This is a genomic window from Mesorhizobium sp. M8A.F.Ca.ET.161.01.1.1 (genome assembly GCF_004792105.1).
Classification (GTDB): domain Bacteria; phylum Pseudomonadota; class Alphaproteobacteria; order Rhizobiales; family Rhizobiaceae; genus Mesorhizobium.
Genome location: NZ_SRTD01000005.1, coordinates 125841 through 142432, shown reverse-complemented (window position 1 = coordinate 142432; position 16592 = coordinate 125841). Strand labels below are relative to the sequence as shown.

The following is a 16592-nucleotide window of genomic DNA, read 5'->3' as shown; positions in this document are numbered from 1 at the left end:
ACTATGTCCGCGCCGGTCTCAAAATTTCGCATCCGACCTCGGCCTAAGCCTTGCATCGCCGCCGATGCGGGGTATGGTCCCGGCGATTTTCAGACGAAAGGGACCGGCATGGCTGCCTTCAAGACACTGGACGACATCGGCAACATAAGCGGCAAGCGCGTGCTGGTGCGCGTCGACCTCAACGTTCCCGTCGCCGACGGCAAGGTCACCGACGCCACCCGCATCGAGCGCATCGCGCCGACCATCGCCGAATTGTCCGGCAAGGGTGCCAAGGTCATCCTGCTCGCCCATTTCGGCCGGCCCAAGGATGGCCCCTCGGCCGAATTCTCGCTGGAGCCGATCGCCAGGGCCACCGCGCAGGTGCTCGGCCGCCCCGTCGGCTTCGCCTCCGATTGCGTCGGCGACACGGCGGGCAGCGCTGTCGCCGCCATGGACAAGGGCGACGTGCTGCTGCTCGAAAACACCCGCTTCTACAAGGCCGAGGAGAAGAACGATCCCGCCTTTGCCGAACAGCTCGCCGCCAATGGCGACATCTTCGTCAACGACGCCTTTTCGGCGGCCCACCGGGCGCACGCCTCGACGGAAGGGCTGGCGCGCCTGCTGCCATCCTTTGCCGGCCGCACCATGCAGGCCGAACTCGAGGCGCTGGAGAAGGGCCTGGGCAATCCGGTGCGTCCGGTCGTCGCCATCGTCGGTGGCGCCAAGGTCTCGACCAAGATCGACCTGTTAATGAACCTGGTGAAGAAAGTCGACGCGCTGGTTATCGGTGGCGGCATGGCCAACACCTTCCTCGCCGCGCGCGGCACCGATGTCGGCAAGTCGCTTTGCGAGCATGACCTGGCCCCGACCGCCAAGCAGATCATGATCGAGGCCGCCGAAGCCGGCTGCGCCATCATCCTGCCGGTCGACGGCGTCGTCGCCAAGCAGTTCAAGGCGGGCGCCGCCTGCGAGACCGTCGCCATCTCCGACGTGCCGGCCGACGGCATGATCCTCGATGTCGGCGCCAAGACCGTGACGACGATCGGCGAATGGATCGACCGCGCGGCGACGCTGGTCTGGAACGGTCCGCTCGGCGCCTTCGAGATCGAGCCGTTCGATCACGCCACGGTGGCGGCGGCCAAACATGCGGCCGCGCGCACAAAGGCCGGCAAGCTGGTCTCGGTCGCCGGCGGCGGCGATACGGTGGCGGCGCTCAACCATGCCGGTGTCGCCGACGACTTCACCTATGTCTCGACCGCCGGCGGCGCCTTCCTGGAGTGGATGGAAGGCAAGCCGTTGCCCGGCGTCGACGTGCTGAAGCGCTGAAGCGTTCGGCCGCTCCCCGGCAATTCGATCAACTCGAAGGGAGCCGGCGGCGGCGCCGGCGACTTTCAATCGATTCGAGCTTTCCGGCGTCATTCCTTTGGCGGTAGTGTTCTGCTAGGCGCAGATCAACCGGTTCAGGAGAAGCATGATGAGCGAACGTCTCGAAGACATTGCCGCCGCGATCGTGGCCAACGGCAAGGGCCTCTTGGCCGCCGATGAAAGCTCCGGCACCATCAAGAAGCGCTTCGACGTCATCGGCGTCGAATCGACCGCCGACAGCCGCCGCGACTACCGCGAGATGATGTTCCGCTCCAGGGACGCGATGACCAAGTACATTTCCGGCGTCATCCTCTATGACGAGACCATCCGCCAGAAGGCCGCCGACGGCACGCCTCTGGTCGACATCATCAAGGCATCAGGCGCCATTCCCGGCATCAAGGTGGATGCTGGCGCCAAGCCGCTGGCCGGCTTTCCCGGCGACACCGTCACCGAAGGCCTCGACGGCCTGCGCGAACGGCTTGCCGACTATTACAAGCTCGGCGCCCGCTTCGCCAAATGGCGCGCGGTGATCGACATCGACACCGCCAGGGGCGTCCCCTCGGCCACCTCGATCGGCGCGAACACCCATGCGCTCGCCCGCTATGCCGCCCTTTGCCAGGAAGCCGGCATCGTGCCGATCGTCGAGCCTGAAGTGCTGATGGACGGCGCCCACGACATCGGCACTTGCTACGAGGTTTCCAAGGCGACGCTGACACGGCTCTACGACGGGCTCTACGCGGCCCGCGTCGTGCTTGAAGGCACGATCCTGAAGCCGAACATGGTCCTGTCGGGCAAGAAGTCGGGCACCGTGGACAGTCCCGAGCAAGTCGCCGAAAAGACCATAAAGCTGTTCCGCGAGACGGTGCCGGCGGCGGTACCGGGCATAGCCTTCCTCTCCGGCGGCCAGGAGGACGAGGAGGCGACCGCCAACCTCAACGCCATCAACGCCATCGGCCCGCACCCGTGGAAGCTGACCTTCTCCTACGGCCGCGCGCTGCAGGCGGCGCCGCAGAAGGCCTGGAGCGGCAAGGCGTCCAACATCGCCGCCGGTCAGGCCGCCTTCACCCACCGCGCCCACATGAACCATCTGGCCGCACTCGGTAAATGGAAGGCGAGCCTGGAACAGGCTGCCTGAAGACCCCCTGCTATCCCTTCCCTTCAAACCCGGGCCGACGTGCCCGGGTTTTTGTTTTGGCGCGCCGGCCTTGGGGCGAGGCATTCGCATTCTTATTTCCTCTGGGCATTCCTGGCAGCGGCGATGTCGGCTCGCGCCCATCCCGTACGTCCTTGGGGTGCAGACAGGGAGAAGTTCATGCATCGCAACAAGGTCGTTTCGCGTGAAGACTGGTTCGAGGCCCACAAGGCACATCTAAACCGCGAGAAGGAACTGACGCGGTTACGCGAACGCGTTGCGGCCGAGCGGCGGCAGCTACCCTGGCTGAAGGTGCGGAAGGATTATGTCTTCGAGACGGAACACGGACCAAAGAAACTGGCCGATCTCTTCGCCGGCCGCAGCCAGCTGATCGTCTACCACTTCGTGTTCGCGCCGGGCTCGACGCATCACTGCGAGAGCTGTGCCTTCGTCGCCGATCACATCGACGGCGCCAACCAGCACCTCAGGCATCATGACGTGTCGCTTGTCGTGATCGCGCGCGCGCCGCTCGCCGAGCTGCTGCCTTACAAGCAGCGCATGGGATGGAAATTCGACTGGGTGTCCTCCTATGCCTCGGATTTCAACTTCGACATGCAGGTCTCCTTCACCGACAGGCAGATCGCCTCCGGCGAAGCCGTCTATAACTTCGAGACACCGGTATCGACGTCGAAGGACCTGCCTGGCACCACTGTCTTCTACAGGGAGGAAGCCGGTGACATCTTCCTGACCTTCATGTCGCGCGCCCGTGGCAGCGAGCAGTTCATCGGCGCCTATCAATATCTCGACATGGCGCCGAAAGGCCGCGGCGAGACCGGCCCCTATGGCACTTCGATGGACTGGGTGCGGTTGCACGACGACTATGGAAACAGGTCGCTGCAGGACGACGCTTGCCCCTAGGGCAATTTCAGAAAAAGCGTGAAACGGTTTCCCGTCCGGAATTGCGCCAAAGCAAAAGGACATGGGCCGACGAGGCAGCGATCCGTTCACGCCGACCAAAACATGCGCTAAGGCTGCCTCGTCATTTCACGGTATTGCCATGCGTTTCCCGACCATCCTCACCTGGCTCGCCTACCCCGTCTATATCTGGCAGGGGCTGGGCGTGCGCCGCCGCACCTCGCGCATGCTGCCGGCGCAAGGCCCGGTCATGCACGAGATCTCGGGCCAGGCCCCGGTGATCTCGCTGCTGGTCCTGGGCGATTCCTCCGCCGCGTCGGTCGGCATCGGCAATTCCGAAAACGGCCTTGCCGCGCAGCTCGCCGTGCTGATTGCGCAGCGCACGGGCAGCGCTGTGCGCTGGCGTGCCGCCGGCTTCAATTCGGCGACATCTGGCCAGATCCGCGACCATGTCCTGCCCAACCTGTCGGCCGATCCGTGGACGCATATCGTGCTCGCCATCGGCACCAACGACACCAAGAATTTTCATTCCGTGCCGCGCTTCAAGAAGGAGTTCGGCGGCCTGCTCTACGCGCTGCGCGCCAAATGGCCGGAGGCTCGCGTGGTCTGGTCGCCGGTGCTGGAGTTCACGCGCGCGCCGGCCATGCCGTCGATGCTCGGCAAGATCCTCGAGGTCCGCGCCACCGCGATGAACCGGATGGGCGAACGCCTCTGCCTGGAACGCGGCGCGGTGCCAGCGCCGCGCCTGCCGATCACCAACCCTGAAGCCGGTTTTGCCTCCGACGGGTTCCATGCCTCGGAGGCCGGCTACCGGGCCTGGGCGGAACATCTCGTCGACCCTGTGCTTGGCGACTGAATATCTATGGCCAGGCGGCGCGACAGCTTAGGTCAAATGCCCGAGCACGGCCGCCAGCGAAATCGCCGCCATGGCAAGAAGCGCCAATTTCCAGAAATCGCCGCGTCGCCTGAGCCCGGGCCAACCGAGCGGCTTGATGAGCTGGATCACCATGAACCCGACGATGACAAGGGCGAGGAGTTTCGTCATGCCGCCTTTGACCAGCAACGCCGTCACCTGTCAAAGCGGTTTCGCTCGGTCTCCGGGAAAGAAAGACGCCGCGATCCAGAACCGGAACGCGGCGCCCGCACCTAACCGCGCAACGATCTACTTCAGCGGCTTGAGGCCAGCCTCGATCGAAGCGCGTTTTGCCTCCAGGAACGGCGGCAGGGCAAGGCTTTCGCCGAGCGTTTCCAGCGGCTCGTCGGCGGTGAACCCCGGCCCGTCGGTGGCGATCTCGAACAGGATGCCGTTCGGCTCACGGAAATAGAGCGAGCGGAAGTAGTAACGCTCGACCTCGCCGCTCGACGGCAGACGGAATTCGGCAAGACGCGCCGTCCATTGATGGAGCGTCTCCTGGTCGGGCGCCCTGAAGGCGACGTGGTGAACCGCACCGGCGCCTTGCCTTGCGGGCGCCAGCCCGGGCTGCACCGCGACATGAAGCTCCGCCGCCGGCCCGCCCGCGCCCATTTCGAAGACGTGGACCTGGCCCTCGCCGTCCGGCGAGGCATAGTCGCGTACCTTGCGCATGTTCATCACCCTGGTCAGCACCGCCTCGGTGTTGGTGATATCGGGAACACTGATGACGATTGGCCCGAGCCCGCGGATCTGATGTCCGGCCGGCACCGTGCTTTGCGCCCAGGGATGGCTGCCGCCCTTTCCGTCATCGCTGACGAGCCGCAGGCGCTGGCCTTCGGGGTCTTCGAAATCCAGCGACTTGTAGCCACCGATATCGACAATCTCTCCTGTCACGATACCTTCGCTGGCAAGGTGCTGCTTCCACCAGGCAAGGCTCTCCTGGCTGCCGACCCTGAGGCTGGTCCGCGCGATGCTGTGCGTGCCACGCCGTTCGCGGCCGACCGGCCAGTCGAAGAAGGTCAGGTCCGTACCCGGTGTTGCCTCGCCGTCGGCATAAAAGAGATGGTAAGCCGAGGTATCGTCCTGGTTCACCGTTTTCTTGACGAGCCGCAGGCCCAGCACCTTTGTGTAAAAGTGCAGATTGCCGGGCGCATTGGCGGTGATGGCGGTCAGATGGTGAATTCCTGTCAGTTGCATGCTCATGGTCGTCTCCCTGTTTTTGGGGAAGAATTTTCTCCTTTCATATCAGAACTCCGGTCACCCCGCTTAAGGCCGCCTGTCCCGACAGTTTGTCGCCAGGCGATGAACAATACGGCCAGATTGGCTGATCTTGGTGAACGACCCGCACCGGCAGGACCTGCCATGACGAGAACGGAACTGTCGCGATACGACCTGCCATCCTCCTGACAGACTGTTGTCAGGAGGGGTATGCGATACTGCCTCCAGTTAGAGAGAGGAGATTGGTCATGAACGGTTTTACCATTCTGCGTGGCATGCAGCACTATGTCGGCAAGATCCGCACGATGCGCAACGAGATCCGCACGCAGCGGTTCATGAACGCGCTGCCCGCCGACATTCGCAAGGATATCGGCTGGCCCGACATGTATGCCGAGCGTCGCCATCACGGCAATTGAGCAGAATTTTCAAGCCAGCGGTTGGAGGCTGACACGTCAGCACCCAGATATCAGGTCCGGCGCGAGGGATGGAGCGAGCTCATGCCCGAGAACAAGATAATCGGCTTCCTTTTCATCGAGGGCTTTGCCGACTGGGAATATGGGTTGCTGGCGGCCTCGGCGGTCGAGTGGTTCGGCGCTCGCGCCGTGTCGCTAACGCCGGGAGGCAAGCCGGTGACCGGAATCAGCGGTTTTCGCCTGACACCGGGCCGTTCGGCGGACGCCGATGACAATATCGATCTCGATGCCGTGGCCGTCATCGGTTCCGACCAGTGGGCGGGCAAGGCGCCGCCGGATGCTTCCGAACTGCTGACGGCCGTCGCGGCGCGCGGCGGTGTCGTTGGCGGCATTTGTGCCGGGACGCTGGCGCTGGCCCGAGCCGGCATGTTCGAGAAGGCCAGGCATACCAGCAATGGCCGAGACTGGATCAACCGCCACGAAGCCGGCTATGCCGGTGATGGCAATTATCAGGACGTGCCGCATGCCGTGGCCGACGGCAGGATCGTTTCCGCGCCGGGCTCTGCGCCCGGCACCTTCGCCCTTGCCTTTCTACAAACGCTCTATCCCGAAAAAGGCAGCGATCTTGCGCAGATGCGGACGCTGTTCGCCAAAGAGTATGCTGAAGCCTCCTGACAGTATGCTGTCAGGAGGCGCGTGCGATGGTGACTGATGCTCATGGCCGGCCGAGAGGACGATCGATGAAAAGCTGGAACGACAGGCTGAACACGCCTGGCATCAACGGCGTGAAACCAACGCCGCGCACGATGGGAGACGTCGTCGAGGGGCAGCCCATGCTGGTGCCAACCGCGCGCCAGGTCGATGATTTCATCCGCTCGATTGCTGAAGGTGTCGAGATGGACGTTCGCGCGTTGCGCACCGCGCTCGCCATCGAGCACGGCGCCGAAGTGACATGCCCGGTCACCATAGGCTATCATCTGCGCACGGTCGCCGAGGCGGCCAAGGAGGATCTCGAGCGCGGCATGACGCTCAGCGACGTCGCTCCCTTCTGGCGCGTGCTTGATGCGAAGACGCCGACAACGAGGAAACTGTCCTTCGGCGCGGAATTCGTTGCCGCGCAGCGTAAGCGCGAAGGGCTGAAACCGTAATGCATGTCACGTGGAAGTGGATCCGGTCCGGGAGCCACGGCATGCATGGGAAAGACACTGGGGAAGCAAACGATGCGCCGCGCCGACAGGCTCTTTCAGATCGTGCAGCATCTGCGTGGTGGCCGCCTGGTCACCGCCCAGAAGCTCGGCACATGGCTCGAGGTTTCCGAGCGAACCATCTATCGCGACATAGCCGACCTGCAGTCGACCGGGGTGCCGATCGACGGCGAGGCTGGCGTTGGCTACATGATGAGGGAGGGTTTCGACCTTCCGCCGCTGATGTTCACGCGTGACGAGATCGTGGCGCTGGTTGCCGGCGCCCGCATGGTGCGCGCCTTTGGCGGCGCTGCCATGGCGCGCGCCGCCGACGAGGCGCTGGTCAAGATCGGTGCCGTACTGCCCGATGCCGAAAAGGATCGCATCGCCCGCACCGAGATCCACACGCCGATGTGGGTGGTCAGCGACGCCGCCCGCGAGGCGATCGACCTGATCGAGCGCGCGGTCGAAAAACGCCAGGTGCTGACCATCGACTACTCGGACGAAGCCGGTCGCGGTACCGCGCGCGATATCAGGCCGCTCGGCCTATGGTTCTGGGGCAAGGTTTGGACGCTGGTCGCCTGGTGCGAGATGCGTGATGATTTTCGCGCTTTCCGCATCGACCGCATCGCCTCGGTGGTCATCGCCGGCCGCATCTTCAAGCCGGAACGCGGCAAGCAGCTCGCCGATTTCTACCGGGCGGTGGAGCGCAGCGAGGACTATGGCATGGCGCCCGACCGCGCGGCGCGAAGCTGAGATTTGCCCGACCGCACAAAAAAGCCCGCTCGAAGCGGGCTTTTTTGTCGAATTGGCGAAAAGCCTATTCCTCGTCGTCCTTATCGGTGTCCTTCGACTTCAGCGCTGACAGCTTGGCGAAGACGGCGTTGGCGTCGAGCTCCGCGTCCTCGTCCTTCGGCTTCTCCGGCGCCGGCACCAGCCGCTCGGTCAATGCCGCCGGCAACAGCGTGTCGCCGACCGGCTGCGCCTGTTCGCGGCCACGCGAGGCGCGGTTGACCTCCATGTCGAGGTCGATCTGCGAGGCGAGACCCAGCGTCACCGGGTCCATTGGCTGCAGATTGGCCGAGTTCCAGTGCTTGCGTTCGCGGATCTGCTCGATCGTCGACTTGGTGGTGCCGACAAGGCGCGAAATCTGCGCGTCCTTGAGTTCGGGATGGTTGCGCACCAGCCACAGAATGGCGTTCGGCCGATCCTGGCGCTTCGACAGCGGCGTGTAGCGCGGACCCTTGCGCTTGGATTCCGGCACCCGCACCTTGGGGTCGGAAAGTTTCAGGCGCTGGTTCGGGTCCTTCTCGGCGCGCGCGATCTCGTCGCGGGTCAGCTGGCCGGTCATGATCGGATCCATGCCCTTGATGCCTTGCGCCGATTCGCCGTCGGCGATCGCCTTGACCTCGAGCGGATGCAGCCCGCAGAACTGCGCGATCTGCTCGAAGGAAAGCGCGGTGTTGTCGACCAGCCAGACGGCGGTCGCCTTGGGCATCAGCAGCGTATTGGCCATCGCAAAAATCCTTCTCGTTCGCCCGCGTTCCCGCGCGGGCGGTGGTTTAGAGCCACCAAAATGGGAAATTCGGGGCCTGTATAGCCGTTCCCTGCCCGCTTCGCAATGTTTTTGGAAAAGCCCGCAGAAAACCGCGAACCGGCGGTTACCGGAACGGCTCCGTGCCCTTGAGCAGAGCGACAAGCTGGCTCTGTTGGCGTGTTCCTGTCTTGGCGAATATCCGTTCGAGGTAGGTTCGCCCGGTCTTCACGGTGATGTTGGCACTTGCCGCCGCCTCCGCCAGTGTTCGCCCTTGCGAAAGTGCCGAGGCCAGGCGCGCCTCGGCTGGCGTCAGGTCGAACAGTCCGGCAAGCAGCGTTGGCGATGGCACCATGGAACTGGCGTTCACCGCCGTCGCCGCGACCAGGATGTCGGCGCCCGAGAATATCTCGTGGGCGGAACGGCGCAGCGGCAGGACATGAAGGATCAGTGGCGACCTGTCGGCGGCGGCCGAAACCGGGATGGACCGGACCGAGGGTTCGGCGGCCCCGCGTGCGGCGACGACGGCCTGCTGAAACAGGCGATTGGCATCCGCATCGACGATTGCCATGCCGCCAAAGGCGACCGGCAGGAAGATCGAGCCCATGCTCTCGAACAGCAGATTGGCGGCGAGCACATGCCCCCTCGATGAGAGGATGGCCGCCGGCAGCCCCATGGCCGTCATGGCGGCAACGGTTCCCTTGGCCCGCTCCAGGCCAAGCCGCGCGGCGATCAAGCTGGCGCGCGCCATGGCCGGCCGCAAACCGTCGAGAATGTCGAAGCTGCCGGCGTCGTAGCGGCCCTCGCCAAGCCTTCGCTGGAAGACGAAGATGGCCAGTTCGCCGCTCGGCATCGGGATGGCGGTGCAGGTATGCGCGCCAATCCCAAGCGCGCGCAGGCGGACCCGGATGGGATCGTTCTCGATTTCCTCGGCTGTCAGGAAACTCTCGACATCGACGAAACTGGCCGGCTGCACCGCGCACATGCGCGAGACCGCCGTGGAGAACTGCAGCGTATCGCCCAGGAGGAATTCATTCAGCAAGTCCTGCAGCAGCGGCACCGTCCTTCCGCGCACCGGCTGCTCATCGGCAAACAGGAACACGGCGCCGCCCACTGAGGCGGAGGCTCTATTTATGCCATCCAGCACCTCCGGCCACAGGTCCGGAACGAAAGCAGCCTCGTAGATCTTGTCGGTAAGATCATCCAACATGGGCGTGGAAGCCTTCGTCGATGCCTGCCCTGCCAGCCACGCGCTCACGCGGCAACCGGTCCCCATCCGTCAAGATGCCATGCTGAAAACAGAGGTCAAGCCGCCTGGTGCTTGACACGGGTGACGGCGGCTCACGCCGACTGGCACCCCAAAAGACAAAACCCGCCGGACAGGGTCCAGCGGGTTCGGAACCGGCGACGAACAAGGCGTCTGCGTCGGCTCTACATTGCGACCCTGCCTTCCGGCGAGGTCGCGCTTGCAATCAGATCGCCTGACGGGCGATCCTTTCGATGTCGGCGCGGTTGATGCCGAGGTCGCTGAGCTGACGTGCGTTGAGGCGGTTCAATTCGCGAACGGTCTCGTTGTACATGCGCCAGTTACGGAAAGCGCGGATCGGGTTCATGGTAGTCCTCCTGAATTGGGTTCGTTTCGATGATGCTCAAATAGTGATCATCGATGAGGACTTGAACGGCTGATTTTGCATAGCAATGATGCAAATGCTGCATTGCACCATTAAGATTCTGTTCATGTTGCAGGCAAGGCGGGCGCCCGGGGACGGTGTCGAGATTTAGGGGATACGGGCCTAGCCTACGTCGAGCACGATCTTGCCGATATGATCCCCTTCCTCCATCCGCTCATGCGCGCGCCAGGCATCGGTGAGCGGGTAGATCATGTCCATGACCGGCGCCACCTTGCGCGTGCCGAGCAGCGGCCACACCTGCGCCTCCAGCGCGGCCGCGATCGCCGCCTTGAATTCCACGGTGCGGGGCCTCAGCGTCGAACCCGTATGGGTCAGCCGCTTGACCATGATCTTGGAAAAGTCGGCGCTCGCCACAGCACCTGCCTGGACGGCGATCTGCACGATGCGGCCCTCGATCGCGGCGGCCTCGTAGTTGCGCTGGACATAGTCGCCGCCGACCATGTCGAGGATGACGTTGGCGCCCCGGCCTTCGGTCGCCTCCTTGACCGCGGCGACGAAATCCTGCTCGCGGTAATTGATCGCGCGGTCGGCGCCAATCTTCAGGCACGCGTCGCATTTCTCCTTCGATCCAGCGGTGGTGATGACATAGGCGCCGAAGGCCGAGGCGAGTTGGATCGCCGTGGTGCCGATGCCGGACGAGCCGCCATGGACGAGCAGCGTCTCACCCTTCTTCAGTCCGCCGCGCTCGAAGACATTGTGCCAGACGGTGAAGTAGTTCTCCGGCACCGCCGCCGCTTCGGTATGGGTGAAGCCCGCCGGCAGCGGCAAAACGCTGCCTGCGTGAACCCTTACATATTCGGCGTAGGCGCCGCCGGGCGTGAGTGCGCAGACCCGGTCGCCGATGCGCCAGCGCGATATCTCGTCGCCAAGGGCCGCCACCTCACCCGATGCTTCGAGGCCGGGCAGGTCCGATGCGCCGGGGGGTGGCGGATAGGCACCCTTGCGTTGCTGGACGTCGGGCCGGTTGACGCCTGCGGCATGGACCTTGATCAGGATTTCTCCGGGGCCGGGCAGCGGCACGTCGCGCGTTTCCGGCTTCAGCACCCGGGGACCGCCCGGCTCCGAAATCGCGATCGCCGTCATCCGTGCCGGAATTTTCTGTCCGCTCGCCATGAAGTTTCCCGTCTTCCTCGCCGGCTTTTACCGGCTGTTTGCATCGATGCCCCTGCCCTATGTATGCTGATTGCCAAATCAGGCAAATGGCCAATCTGGTCTGGCGTAGGAGGAGCGACGATGGCGATCTTCGACGACGAACCCAAGAAGAAGGCACGCCCGCACGAAATCGGGCAAGACCTGTCGCTGCTTTCAGTCGGTGAACTGTCCGAGCGCATCGGCATCCTGCGCGACGAGATCGCTCGGCTTGAGACCGAACTCAAGACCAAGGACAACACCAAGTCGGCGGCCGAGGCGCTGTTCCGCCGCGGATAATTCGCTGAGGTAGCCGTCCGCCGCCGAAAAGCCCGAATGCGACTGTCTTCAAACCTGCGCCCCTCCCAGCCCTCAGCCGGATCAAAAAATGCTCGCAGCCTACAGACCGATCCTTTCCCTGCTTCGCGGCACCGCCTTCCTTCTGGCGGCATCGGGACTGCACGGGCTGCTGTTGCCCCTGCGCGGCCAGTTGGAAGGGTTCTCGACCGCTTCGCTCGGCCTGATGGGCACGGCCTGGGCCGGCGGCTTCGTCACCGGCTGTTTCTTTGCGCCGCGCATCGTGCGCCGTGCCGGGCATGTGCGCGCCTTCGGCGCCTTTGCCGCGTCCGGCGCCATCGTGGCGCTGCTGACGGGCCTGGTCATCGACGAATATGTCTGGATCCTGCTGCGTGCCTTCACCGGTTTCACCATGGCCGGCGCCTTCATGGTCATCGAGAGCTGGCTGAACGAGAAGGCCACCAACGAGAACCGTGGCACCGTCTTCGGCCTCTATATGATGGTCACCTATGCCTCGATCATGGGCGGACAGATGATCGTCGCCGGCGGCGACGTGAAATCGGCGTCGCTGTTCATGATCACCGGCATCCTGTTCTGCTTGTCGCTTCTGCCGACAGCGGTTTCGAGCGCTTCCCTCCCGAAGCCGCTGCAGGACGTCAAGCTCGACGTCAAGGGGCTCTACGCCAACTCGCCGGTGTCGGCGATCGCCTGCCTCTTGATCGGCATCGCCAACGGCGCCTGGGGCACGCTCGGCGCGGTCTACGGTGCCCGCATCGGCATCTCCACCGCCGAGATCGCCTTGATGATGAGCCTGGTGGTCGTCGCCGGTGCCGCCATGCAGCTTCCGGCCGGGCGTCTCTCCGACAAGACCGACCGCCGTTTCGTGCTGGCCGGTGCTGCCTTCGGCGCGGCGCTGTTTGCGCTTCTCATCTTCCTGTTCGAGCCGCGCTCAGCAGTCTTCGTCCTCGTCTTCACCGCCGCCTACGGCGCTTTCGCCTACACGCTCTATTCGATTGCCGTGGCGCATGCCAACGACCACGCCCGCTCCGAGGATTTCGTCAAGGTATCGGGTGGCCTGCTGCTGCTTTACGGCTTCGGCACCATGATCGGGCCGTTGCTGGCCGCCGCCCTGATGGGCTGGATGCGCCCGGAGGGCCTGTTCCTGGCGACCGCATTGGCGCATCTGTCCCTGGCGGGTTACACGCTGCTGCGCATCAGCCGCCGCGCTCCGGTGCCGATCGAGGATCGCGACGCCTTCAAGACGCAGCCGGCCGACCGTTCGGTGACCCCCGAAGCATTGCGGCTCGATCCGAGAAGAAAAGCAGAAGCAAACAGTTGAGATTTGAAAAACTTTGCCTCACAAATGAGGCATGATGTTTTCCGACGCCTTCATGGCGATCGCCGACCCCAATCGGCGCCATCTTCTGGAAGAACTTCGACGCGGTCCGAAGACCGTCAACGAATTGGCGTCCGGACTGCCAGTCTCCCGCCCGGCCGTATCACAGCATCTGAAAGTGTTGCTCGACGCCGGGCTGGTCAACGCCAAGGCTGAAGGCACGCGGCGTGTCTATACGGTGAGCAATGCCGGCTTCCTGAGACTCAACATCTGGCTCGATCAATTCTGGGAAGCCTGATCGTTTCTGCCTCCGGCACTTGAGCAACCCGGTCAGGATTGCGAACTCACGAAGGCGCCGAGCGCGTCGAGCAGTTCGCCCGTTCCATGCTCGCGCGTGGCTGAGGTGTCGTGGCCGTCGAAGAAGGCGCCCTGCTCCGTCATCACAAGCCGCGTGCCGCCGCTTTCCGCCACAAATTCGATCGTCGCCAGCGACACCGAAACGCGGGTTTCGCCGAACAGCAGCTCATAGCTGTAAACGATGCGCTCGTCCGGCACGATGTCCTGATAGACCGCGTTGAAGAAATGCATTTGCCCGTCGTTCGGGCAGCCGGCATTGACCTCCTTGCCGCCGACGCGGAAGTCCATTTCGTGCCGGGTGGGCACCGGGTCATGGGGATCGACGAACCAGCGCCGCTTGGCATCCGGGCTGCTGAATGCGGAGAAGACTTTCGCCGGTGCCACCGGATAGCTCCGCTCGACGACAAAGGTGGAATGGACAACGGATCGCTCAGTCATGAAACCTTCCTCGGTGGATTTGCCCGGAACGTGACCCCGAAAACCGGAGGCCGGTCTTCGGGAGCATGCTTGAACCCATCACGGCGCGGTCTCCGGCCTGAAAGGCGACGAAATAGCCGCGCACCAGTTCGGATTTGGTTCTCGACATGACATTTTCCTCTCTAGCTTTCGGCCAGGAAATCGCCGAGCCGATCCAGCCGGCGCTCCCACGAGAGGCGCCGCTCATTGATCCAGTGCTCGGCCGCTCGCAACGCCTTTGGATCGATCTGGCAGGTACGCACCCGCCCGACCTTCTGCGTGCGCACGAGGCCGCTCGCTTCCAGCAGATTGAGGTGCTGGACGACCGCCGACAGCGACATCGCCAACGGCTCGGCCAGCTGGCTCACCGAGGCGGGGCCGCGTGACAGCCGGTCGACCATCTGCCGCCGCGCCGGATCGGCGAGCGCCTGGAACATCAGGTCGAGTTGGGCGGGATCGTGCAGCATCGCGATCAGCCGTTGTTGTAGGGGAAGAACTTGAAGTAGGGCTGCGCCTCCTCGATCACCCTGATGAAGGCGGCGCGTTGCAGCAAGCGGTCGTGATAGCGCTTCACGGCGGGATATTTGTCGCCGAACGGCTCGACCTTGTTGGCGTAGAAGAGCGCCGGAGACGCCGCGCAATCGGCCATGGTGAAGGTATCGCCTACAGCCCATTCCCTGGACTGCATTTCCTGTTCGATGATGGCATAGGAATTGCGCAACTGGCCGCGCGCCTGTTCGACACCGAATGGATCGGTCTTGTCGAGCGGCCGCAACCTGTCGCCGACGATCTTCTGCATCGGCTCCTGCACATAGAAATCATAGAAGCGGTCGGCCTGACGGACCGCCAGCGCCAGGTCGATGTCGGCGGGAACGAGTTCGACCGGTCCCGGATAGTGCGCGGCCAGATATTCCACGACAATGGTCGATTCCAGCACAGTGCGGTCACGCGCGTCGTCGCGCAGCGCCGGCATCTTGCCGGTCGGCGAAATCTTCAGGAAGGCCGCGCGTGATTGCTCGTCGCCGAGATCGACAATGACCGGCGCAAAAGGCGTGGCGTTCTCGTAAAGCGCGATCAGCGGCTTCCAGCAGAAGGAGGCCAGCGGATGGAAATGCAGCGTCAGGGACATTCTTGTGCTCGTCTGTTTCTGTGGCAACACTGAAGCATTTGCTTAACTATTGCGGTGAGCCTCGCTCGTCAAGGCCCACCCGCGAAGTCTCAGCTGGATCGGACGTGCGCGACGATGGCGGCCTCTATGTCAGGCCAGTCATCCGGATGCAGTTCGTGACCGCCGCCTTCGATGCGAAGCAGTTTCGCGCCGGCAACAGCTTGGGCCAGGGCCTCGCCATGCTCGACCGGAAAGATCGGATCCGACGTGCCGTGGATGACCAGAAGCGGCGCCGCTATTTCGGGCAGGCGGCCCTTCCACTGGTTACCGCCCTTGAGCATGAAATGATTGGTGGCGCTCAGGAAGCCGCCGGACCTGCTGTAATCCCGTTCGATGAACGCTCTCATCCCCGCCTCGTCGAACGGATGGGCGGTGCTGGCGATCGCCCGCGCATCCCTGACCATGAAGTCGATGACCTGGCGGCGATCCGTCCAGTCGACTTTGGCTCCATCGGCCGAATGCTCCAGATAGGCGTCGGTCGTTTTCGGCAGATGCGAAGTGTCGGTCCCCACGGGCGAACTGCTGATCACGGTCAGCGAAGCGACGCGCAAGGGGTGCCTGAGCGCCACGAACTGGGCAATCCTGCCGCCCATCGACATTCCCGCGACATGCGCCTTGCCGATGCCGCGGCTGTCGAGAACGGCAATCGCGTCGTCGGCCATGTCGTCGAAAGTGTAGGGCGGCTGTCCCACCGGGTATTTGGTCGACCGGCCGGTGTCGCGATTGTCGTAGCGGATCACGTAGAGGCCGGCATCCGCGAGTTTCCGGCAAAACGCCTCGGCCCACCAAAGCATTGAGGCCATAGCGCCCATGATCAACAGCAGCGCGGGGTCCGCCGGATCGCCAAAGGTTTCGGATATGATCTCGGGACGGTCCTTGGTTGTCATTTGCTGGCCTCCTCATCTGCTTGCATTTTGCAATCGGTTGCACGATAATAAAACCGATACGATAATGCAACTGGTTTTGCGCGGAGAACATCGAATGACCCTCGATCGCCGGTCAGGCTGCCCGATCAACCTCTCGCTCGAGGTGTTCGGCGACCGCTGGAGCCTGATCATCCTGCGCGACATGATTTTTGGCGGCAGGCGGCATTTTCGTGAGTTGCTCAACGGGTCGATGGAAGGCATTGCTTCCAACATCCTCGCCGACCGGCTGAAGCGGCTGATGGAACTCGGCATGCTGACCAAGGCGGACGACCCCAGTCACAAGCAGAAGGCGATCTACAGCCTGACCGAGATGGCCATCACACTGGTGCCCATCTTGGCCCATCTCGGCGCCTGGGGCCGCGTCTGGCTGCCGACCAGCGAGGAGCTTTCGATCCGCGCCGAACTCCTAGAAAGGGGTGGGCCGCCAATGTGGGAGAAATTCATGGCCGAGTTGCGCCATGAGCATCTCGGCACCCCCCTCGATACAGCGCCCGGCCCCTCTGTCCGTGCAACGCTGCGGGCCGCCTATGAAGCGGTGGTTGCCGAAAAGGCCCTCAACGCCAGCCCAGCCGGCTGACCA

Annotated in this window: 22 protein-coding genes; 12 read left to right on the top strand and 10 right to left on the bottom strand. The window is 63.8% G+C overall.

Going from position 1 to position 16592, the window contains the following annotated elements:
• The first annotated feature begins 108 nt into the window (after positions 1 to 108).
• The 4 genes from EN804_RS14930 (at position 109) to EN804_RS14915 (ending at position 4247) form a co-directional block, all read left to right on the top strand.
• Positions 109 to 1305 carry a phosphoglycerate kinase gene (locus tag EN804_RS14930; protein ID WP_135863125.1) on the top strand — a complete coding sequence of 399 codons (1197 nt, stop codon included), beginning with the start codon at positions 109 to 111 and terminating at the stop codon, positions 1303 to 1305.
• Positions 1306 to 1453: 148 nt separating this feature from the next.
• Positions 1454 to 2479, top strand: a complete 1026-nt coding sequence (locus EN804_RS14925; protein WP_135920031.1) for a class I fructose-bisphosphate aldolase — start codon at positions 1454 to 1456, stop codon at positions 2477 to 2479.
• Between the two features lie 177 nt (positions 2480 to 2656).
• A complete protein-coding gene (locus tag EN804_RS14920) occupies positions 2657 to 3394 on the top strand; it encodes a thioredoxin family protein (RefSeq protein WP_135920026.1) in 738 nt (245 codons plus the stop codon).
• A 139-nt stretch (positions 3395 to 3533) separates the two neighbouring features.
• Positions 3534 to 4247 carry an SGNH/GDSL hydrolase family protein gene (locus EN804_RS14915; protein WP_135920020.1) on the top strand — a complete coding sequence of 238 codons (714 nt, stop codon included), beginning with the start codon at positions 3534 to 3536 and terminating at the stop codon, positions 4245 to 4247.
• A 27-nt stretch (positions 4248 to 4274) separates the two neighbouring features.
• Here the strand turns inward: EN804_RS14915 and EN804_RS14910 are convergent, their stop codons facing one another.
• A complete protein-coding gene (locus EN804_RS14910; protein ID WP_015315363.1) occupies positions 4275 to 4436 on the bottom strand; it encodes a hypothetical protein in 162 nt (53 codons plus the stop codon).
• Between the two features lie 117 nt (positions 4437 to 4553).
• On the bottom strand, positions 4554 to 5507 hold the full coding sequence (locus EN804_RS14905; RefSeq protein ID WP_135920014.1) for a ring-cleaving dioxygenase: 954 nt from the start codon (positions 5505 to 5507) through the stop codon (positions 4554 to 4556).
• Positions 5508 to 5770: 263 nt separating this feature from the next.
• Between EN804_RS14905 and EN804_RS14900 the strand changes: the two genes are divergently transcribed.
• The 4 genes from EN804_RS14900 (at position 5771) to EN804_RS14885 (ending at position 7875) form a co-directional block, all read left to right on the top strand.
• Entirely contained in the window at positions 5771 to 5938 is a 168-nt protein-coding gene (locus tag EN804_RS14900) for a hypothetical protein (RefSeq protein ID WP_015315361.1), read from the top strand.
• Positions 5939 to 6019: 81 nt separating this feature from the next.
• Positions 6020 to 6610 carry a DJ-1/PfpI family protein gene (locus EN804_RS14895; protein ID WP_135920012.1) on the top strand — a complete coding sequence of 197 codons (591 nt, stop codon included), beginning with the start codon at positions 6020 to 6022 and terminating at the stop codon, positions 6608 to 6610.
• A 65-nt stretch (positions 6611 to 6675) separates the two neighbouring features.
• Entirely contained in the window at positions 6676 to 7083 is a 408-nt protein-coding gene (locus tag EN804_RS14890) for a hypothetical protein (protein ID WP_135917169.1), read from the top strand.
• 72 nt (positions 7084 to 7155) lie between these two features.
• On the top strand, positions 7156 to 7875 hold the full coding sequence (locus EN804_RS14885) for a YafY family protein (RefSeq protein ID WP_013529238.1): 720 nt from the start codon (positions 7156 to 7158) through the stop codon (positions 7873 to 7875).
• Positions 7876 to 7939: 64 nt separating this feature from the next.
• On the opposite strand, the gene EN804_RS14880 is transcribed toward EN804_RS14885, so the two are convergent.
• The 4 genes from EN804_RS14880 to EN804_RS14865 form a co-directional block, all read right to left on the bottom strand.
• On the bottom strand, positions 7940 to 8635 hold the full coding sequence (locus EN804_RS14880; protein ID WP_127278222.1) for a DUF1013 domain-containing protein: 696 nt from the start codon (positions 8633 to 8635) through the stop codon (positions 7940 to 7942).
• A 145-nt stretch (positions 8636 to 8780) separates the two neighbouring features.
• Entirely contained in the window at positions 8781 to 9863 is a 1083-nt protein-coding gene (locus EN804_RS14875; RefSeq protein WP_127278221.1) for a helix-turn-helix transcriptional regulator, read from the bottom strand.
• 262 nt (positions 9864 to 10125) lie between these two features.
• Positions 10126 to 10266: a DUF1127 domain-containing protein gene (locus tag EN804_RS14870; protein ID WP_064987068.1), complete on the bottom strand. Its 141-nt coding sequence runs from the start codon at positions 10264 to 10266 to the stop codon at positions 10126 to 10128.
• 180 nt (positions 10267 to 10446) lie between these two features.
• Entirely contained in the window at positions 10447 to 11457 is a 1011-nt protein-coding gene (locus tag EN804_RS14865) for an NAD(P)H-quinone oxidoreductase (RefSeq protein ID WP_127278220.1), read from the bottom strand.
• A gap of 120 nt (positions 11458 to 11577) precedes the next feature.
• Between EN804_RS14865 and EN804_RS14860 the strand changes: the two genes are divergently transcribed.
• From EN804_RS14860 to EN804_RS14850, 3 genes are all read left to right on the top strand, one after another.
• Positions 11578 to 11772: a DUF1192 domain-containing protein gene (locus tag EN804_RS14860; protein WP_135920009.1), complete on the top strand. Its 195-nt coding sequence runs from the start codon at positions 11578 to 11580 to the stop codon at positions 11770 to 11772.
• Positions 11773 to 11860: 88 nt separating this feature from the next.
• Entirely contained in the window at positions 11861 to 13108 is a 1248-nt protein-coding gene (locus EN804_RS14855) for an MFS transporter (RefSeq protein ID WP_127872081.1), read from the top strand.
• A gap of 31 nt (positions 13109 to 13139) precedes the next feature.
• Positions 13140 to 13403, top strand: a complete 264-nt coding sequence (locus EN804_RS14850) for a metalloregulator ArsR/SmtB family transcription factor (protein WP_019861642.1) — start codon at positions 13140 to 13142, stop codon at positions 13401 to 13403.
• A gap of 32 nt (positions 13404 to 13435) precedes the next feature.
• Here the strand turns inward: EN804_RS14850 and EN804_RS14845 are convergent, their stop codons facing one another.
• From EN804_RS14845 to EN804_RS14825, 4 genes are all read right to left on the bottom strand, one after another.
• Positions 13436 to 13846, bottom strand: a complete 411-nt coding sequence (locus tag EN804_RS14845) for an SRPBCC family protein (RefSeq protein WP_245464356.1) — start codon at positions 13844 to 13846, stop codon at positions 13436 to 13438.
• A gap of 215 nt (positions 13847 to 14061) precedes the next feature.
• Complete coding sequence (locus EN804_RS14835; RefSeq protein ID WP_135920007.1) at positions 14062 to 14385, bottom strand: metalloregulator ArsR/SmtB family transcription factor; 324 nt, start codon at positions 14383 to 14385, stop codon at positions 14062 to 14064.
• A gap of 5 nt (positions 14386 to 14390) precedes the next feature.
• Positions 14391 to 15047 (bottom strand): glutathione S-transferase family protein, encoded by a 657-nt coding sequence (locus EN804_RS14830; RefSeq protein ID WP_135920005.1) that lies wholly within the window; start codon positions 15045 to 15047, stop codon positions 14391 to 14393.
• 89 nt (positions 15048 to 15136) lie between these two features.
• A complete protein-coding gene (locus EN804_RS14825) occupies positions 15137 to 15973 on the bottom strand; it encodes an alpha/beta hydrolase (protein WP_135920002.1) in 837 nt (278 codons plus the stop codon).
• Positions 15974 to 16067: 94 nt separating this feature from the next.
• On the opposite strand from EN804_RS14825, the gene EN804_RS14820 reads away from it, so the two are divergent.
• The gene (locus EN804_RS14820; RefSeq protein WP_135920000.1) at positions 16068 to 16589 is read left to right on the top strand and encodes a helix-turn-helix domain-containing protein; all 522 of its coding nucleotides are present in this window, start codon (positions 16068 to 16070) and stop codon (positions 16587 to 16589) included.
• Positions 16590 to 16592: the final 3 nt, after the last annotated feature.

Coding starts and splice junctions, on each gene's coding strand:
- EN804_RS14875 (WP_127278221.1), bottom strand. CDS start 9,863: ATGTTGGATGATCTTACCGACAAGATCTACGAGGCTGCTTTCGTTCCG.
- EN804_RS14860 (WP_135920009.1), top strand. CDS start 11,578: ATGGCGATCTTCGACGACGAACCCAAGAAGAAGGCACGCCCGCACGAA.
- EN804_RS14825 (WP_135920002.1), bottom strand. CDS start 15,973: ATGACAACCAAGGACCGTCCCGAGATCATATCCGAAACCTTTGGCGAT.
- EN804_RS14885 (WP_013529238.1), top strand. CDS start 7,156: ATGCGCCGCGCCGACAGGCTCTTTCAGATCGTGCAGCATCTGCGTGGT.
- EN804_RS14865 (WP_127278220.1), bottom strand. CDS start 11,457: ATGGCGAGCGGACAGAAAATTCCGGCACGGATGACGGCGATCGCGATT.
- EN804_RS14895 (WP_135920012.1), top strand. CDS start 6,020: ATGCCCGAGAACAAGATAATCGGCTTCCTTTTCATCGAGGGCTTTGCC.
- EN804_RS14835 (WP_135920007.1), bottom strand. CDS start 14,385: ATGCTGCACGATCCCGCCCAACTCGACCTGATGTTCCAGGCGCTCGCC.
- EN804_RS14925 (WP_135920031.1), top strand. CDS start 1,454: ATGAGCGAACGTCTCGAAGACATTGCCGCCGCGATCGTGGCCAACGGC.
- EN804_RS14920 (WP_135920026.1), top strand. CDS start 2,657: ATGCATCGCAACAAGGTCGTTTCGCGTGAAGACTGGTTCGAGGCCCAC.
- EN804_RS14915 (WP_135920020.1), top strand. CDS start 3,534: ATGCGTTTCCCGACCATCCTCACCTGGCTCGCCTACCCCGTCTATATC.
- EN804_RS14930 (WP_135863125.1), top strand. CDS start 109: ATGGCTGCCTTCAAGACACTGGACGACATCGGCAACATAAGCGGCAAG.
- EN804_RS14870 (WP_064987068.1), bottom strand. CDS start 10,266: ATGAACCCGATCCGCGCTTTCCGTAACTGGCGCATGTACAACGAGACC.
- EN804_RS14905 (WP_135920014.1), bottom strand. CDS start 5,507: ATGAGCATGCAACTGACAGGAATTCACCATCTGACCGCCATCACCGCC.
- EN804_RS14830 (WP_135920005.1), bottom strand. CDS start 15,047: ATGTCCCTGACGCTGCATTTCCATCCGCTGGCCTCCTTCTGCTGGAAG.
- EN804_RS14820 (WP_135920000.1), top strand. CDS start 16,068: ATGACCCTCGATCGCCGGTCAGGCTGCCCGATCAACCTCTCGCTCGAG.
- EN804_RS14850 (WP_019861642.1), top strand. CDS start 13,140: ATGATGTTTTCCGACGCCTTCATGGCGATCGCCGACCCCAATCGGCGC.
- EN804_RS14880 (WP_127278222.1), bottom strand. CDS start 8,635: ATGGCCAATACGCTGCTGATGCCCAAGGCGACCGCCGTCTGGCTGGTC.
- EN804_RS14855 (WP_127872081.1), top strand. CDS start 11,861: ATGCTCGCAGCCTACAGACCGATCCTTTCCCTGCTTCGCGGCACCGCC.
- EN804_RS14890 (WP_135917169.1), top strand. CDS start 6,676: ATGAAAAGCTGGAACGACAGGCTGAACACGCCTGGCATCAACGGCGTG.
- EN804_RS14910 (WP_015315363.1), bottom strand. CDS start 4,436: ATGACGAAACTCCTCGCCCTTGTCATCGTCGGGTTCATGGTGATCCAG.
- EN804_RS14900 (WP_015315361.1), top strand. CDS start 5,771: ATGAACGGTTTTACCATTCTGCGTGGCATGCAGCACTATGTCGGCAAG.